Origin of the sequence: Streptomyces sp. NPDC004667 (genome assembly GCF_040609475.1) — a bacterium.
Classification (GTDB): domain Bacteria; phylum Actinomycetota; class Actinomycetes; order Streptomycetales; family Streptomycetaceae; genus Streptomyces.
The window spans coordinates 1-3,744 of sequence record NZ_JBEXKC010000208.1 but is presented as its reverse complement, the minus strand read 5'-3'; the positions used below and the strand labels follow the sequence as shown (position 1 = coordinate 3,744).

Below are 3,744 nucleotides of genomic sequence, written 5' to 3'. Positions count from 1 at the left end.
GGCTGCTCGACGGCCGGATCCTGATGATCGAGTCCTGGCTGCGGGGCCGCAGCAAGCGGCGGGTGACGGACTGTCGCGGCGGGGTTGCCTTCCGGGCGCACCGCGCGGGCGTAGGCGTTGTCGACGGTGTGCTAGGAGGCCGCGCGGTGGGCGGTGGACGAGGCGTTACGGCTCTACGGGGACGACGAGTGCGGGCGCAGCCGGTGGGCGCCGCCCTCGGTGTCGATCAGCCCGGCGCCGTCGACGACCACGAGCAGGACGTCGAGGGCGGGCTCGGCGTGCTCCGCGATGACGGCGCCGGGGCGCAGGCGGATCAGGTTGGCGTCCAGTCCCCGTGCCGGCGCGGTCAGCCGCCACAGTGCGCCGGTGGCTCCTTCGGGGGCGCCCGCGATCACCGCGTCGAGGTCGGCCAGAACCCCGGTGGGGTCCGGGTGCGTCGTCATGCCGGTCCTTCCTTCCGTCCGCGCGTGCCCCCGCAGTCATACACGATCGGGGCAGGGGCTCCGGGGCTCTTGCGCACATCGCGGGGCTGCCGGGGCCACCCCCGCCGTCGGCGTCGCACGGCTGAACGATAAAATCGTGGCCGGATCGCGTCGGCCGTACACGGAACGGACGCGCGGCCCGGCCCGAGGTCGATCACCGGGCCGCGGCCCGGCTCCCCGCGCTGTTCCCCGCCGCCCCGCCCTCCTGCCCCGGAACCCACCCTGCGATGACCCCCGGTACCGCCACCGCCACCCCGTCCGTCACGACCGCCACCGATCCCCGCCCGACCGCTCCGCCCCGGGCCCCGGCCCGGCCGAGTGCGGCCGCCGCCGTCCACAGCGTCAGCGCGGCGACGACGGTGCTGCTGGCCCTCGTCGCGATCGGCGCGATGATCCACGAGCCGGTGCTCATCCCCCCGCTGGCCGCGACCGCAGCCCTGATCCACAGCGCCCCCACCCTGCCGCTGGCCCAGCCGCGCGGCGTGGTCGTCGGCCATCTGATCGGCGCCGCCTCGGGTTACGCCGTCCTCGCGGCGGCGGGCAGCAGCGCCTGGGCGGCGGCCCTGGCGGCCGGGCTCACCCTGGCCGTGCTCACCCTCGCCCGCACCCCGCACTCCCCGGCCGTGGCCACCTCCGTGGTGACCGTCCTGCAGACCCCGGCGCCCGCCCGGTTCGTTCCCCTGCTCTTCGGATCCACCGTGCTCCTCGTCCTCACCGGTTACGCCGGTTCCCGCGTTCGCCGCAAGGCACCGAGGTACCCCGCCTACTGGTGGTGATGACCCGCTGGCGCGCCTGCACGGCCCCGGGGGGCGGCGGGCGCTACTTCTTGTCTGTGGAAATTTCTGCGAAGGACGTCTTCGGCGCCCCCTGCTGGGTGAGCCTGATGGCCCGCGACCTGGAAGCCTCCCAGCGTTTCTACGGCGCGGTCATCGGCTGGACCTTCCGGCCCGCGCGGCTCGGCGAGGGGTTCTCGGTGGCCGTGCTGGACGGCGTCCCGGTCGCCGGCATCGGAGCCCTGGCCGTCGACCTGGCCGTGCCGGTGGCCTGGACCCCCTACTTCGCCGTCGACGACGCCGACGTGGCCGCGAGCCGGATCCGCGAGCGCAGCGGGACGGTCGCGGTCGGGCCGGTCTCCTTCCCCTCGGGCGGCCGGGCCGCCCTGGTCGCCGACCTGGACGGTGCGGTCTTCGGGATCTGGGCCGGGCCCGTCGCCGCCGGCTGGCGCGTGGGCAAGGGACCGGCCCCGGCCTGGCTGGAGCTGCGCACCCGCAACGCCTTCGACGCCGCCCTCTTCTACGGCGAGGTGCTGGAGTGGGCCACGGGCCGCCCCGGTTGCTGCGAGGTCTCCTACGAGCAGGAGCAGGTCGTCCTGCGCCACGACGGCGATCCGGTGGCCCGGCTGGACAGCGGCCCGGTGGAGCCCGGCGCCTACAACCCGTACACCCGGCCCCGCTGGCACGTGCACTTCCGCGTGCCGGAACTGGACGCGGCCGTGGAAGCGGCCCTCGACCTCGGCGGACGCACCGTCTCGGTGGTCACCACGACCGGGACGGAACGCTCCATCGCGCTCCGCGACCCCGACGGGGCCCTGTTCACCCTCACCTCCGGCGGCTGAGCCGGCCACGGGAGCCGCCCGTCGCCGGTCGCGGGGAGGGGGTCCCGTTGCGACACTGGCCCGGGAGGAGGTGCGCCATGGACCCGGTGGCGGCGCTGGACCGGATCGCCTTCCTGCTGGAGCGCGCGCAGGCCCCCACGTACCGGGTGCGGGCCTTCCGCACCGCGGCCGCCGCCCTGACCCGCATGGGCGAGCGGGAGACCGCCGAGCGGGCCGCGGCCGGCTCCCTCGAATCGGTGAAGGGCATCGGACCGAAGACGGCCCGGGTGGTGACGGAAGCGCTGGCCGGCGGCGTCCCGGAGTACCTGCGGGCCCTGGACGACGAGGCCGCCGCGCTGCCCGCGGGACCACCGCCCACCCCCGCCGCCGCGGCCCTGCGCGCGGCCCTGCGCGGGGACTGCCACGTGCACTCGGACTGGTCGGACGGCGGGAGCCCGATCGAGGCCATGGGCAGGGCCGCCGCCGCCCTCGGACACGACTGGGCGGCACTGACAGACCACTCGCCGCACCTGACGGTCGCCCGTGGCCTGACCGCCGAACGGCTGCGCGAACAGCTGCGGACCGTGGCGGAGCTGAACGCGGCGTGGGCGCCGTTCAGGCTGCTCACCGGCATCGAGTGCGACATCCTGCCCGACGGCTCCCTCGACCAGGAGCCCGAGCTGCTGGACGAGCTCGACCTGGTGGTGGGATCGGTGCACTCGAAGCTGAGGATGGAGTCCCCGGCCATGACGCGCCGGCTCCTGGCGGCGGTGCGCAACCCCCTCATGGACGTGCTCGGACACTGCACGGGACGCCTCGTCACGGGCCGGACGCGGCCGGAGTCGGAGTTCGACGCCGCGCGGGTGTTCGCGGCGTGCGCGGAATCCGGTACCGCCGTGGAGATCAACAGCAGGCCCGAGCGGCTGGACCCGCCGCGGCGGCTGCTGCGCCTGGCCGTGGCGGCGGACACCTTCTTCGCCCTCGACACCGACGCGCACGCGCCGGGCCAGCTCGACTGGCAGATCGTCGGCTGCGAGCGGGCCGTGGAGTGCGGGGTGCCCTCCGGCCGGGTGGTCAACACCTGGTCCGCGGAGCGGCTCCTGGAGTGGACCCGCACCCGCGCCTGACGCGGGTCAGCCCAGTCCCGTACCGAGGACCAGGAGCAGCAGCACGTCGGCCCCGGCGACGCCCATCGTGGCCAGGAACGGCATCCGGCCGCCCGCCCGTGCCGCGGCGCACAGCAGCACGCACGTCAGCGCGAGCAGACCCCCGGCGTACGGGCCGGTGCGGCCCGGCGGGCCGAGGAGCAGGCAGGCCGTGGAGGCGAGGACCAGCCCGGCGGCGACCGCGGCCGACCGGCGGGCGCCGAGGCGCTGGGGCAGGCCGCGCACCCCGGTGGCGAGGTCGTCGGCGATGTCCGGGAGGACGTTCGCGAAGTGGGCGCCCGCGCCGAGCAGGGCGGCGGCGCCGGTCAGCCAGAGCGGTGGCCAGGGCCTCCCGGGCAGGGCGAGCGTCACGAAGGCCGGGAGCAGCCCGAAGGCGAGGGCGTACGGGGCCCAGGACGCGGCCGTGGCCTTGAGCCGCAGGTTGTAGGCCCAGGCGGCGCCGACCCCCACGAGGTGCGCGGTGCCCGCGAGCGGCCCCGCGGCCAGCGACAGCGGCACGCAC

The 3,744-nt window shown here is 76.3% G+C and carries 5 protein-coding genes; 3 read left to right on the top strand and 2 right to left on the bottom strand.

Going from position 1 to position 3,744, the window contains the following annotated elements; all coding sequences use genetic code 11:
- Positions 1-173: 173 nt before the first annotated feature.
- Positions 174-443, bottom strand: a complete 270-nt coding sequence (locus ABZW32_RS39235) for a hypothetical protein (RefSeq protein WP_356225626.1) — start codon at positions 441-443, stop codon at positions 174-176.
- A gap of 266 nt (positions 444-709) precedes the next feature.
- On the opposite strand from ABZW32_RS39235, the gene ABZW32_RS39230 reads away from it, so the two are divergent.
- The 3 genes from ABZW32_RS39230 (at position 710) to ABZW32_RS39220 (ending at position 3,203) form a co-directional block, all read left to right on the top strand.
- Positions 710-1,258: an HPP family protein gene (locus ABZW32_RS39230; RefSeq protein ID WP_356225624.1), complete on the top strand. Its 549-nt coding sequence runs from the start codon at positions 710-712 to the stop codon at positions 1,256-1,258.
- 107 nt (positions 1,259-1,365) lie between these two features.
- Complete coding sequence (locus tag ABZW32_RS39225) at positions 1,366-2,097, top strand: VOC family protein (RefSeq protein ID WP_356225627.1); 732 nt, start codon at positions 1,366-1,368, stop codon at positions 2,095-2,097.
- A 77-nt stretch (positions 2,098-2,174) separates the two neighbouring features.
- Entirely contained in the window at positions 2,175-3,203 is a 1,029-nt protein-coding gene (locus ABZW32_RS39220; protein WP_356225622.1) for a PHP domain-containing protein, read from the top strand.
- Positions 3,204-3,209: 6 nt separating this feature from the next.
- Here the strand turns inward: ABZW32_RS39220 and ABZW32_RS39215 are convergent.
- Positions 3,210-3,744, bottom strand: a 535-nt coding sequence (locus ABZW32_RS39215; protein ID WP_356225620.1) for a UbiA family prenyltransferase, incomplete at its 5' end; no start/stop codon positions are given.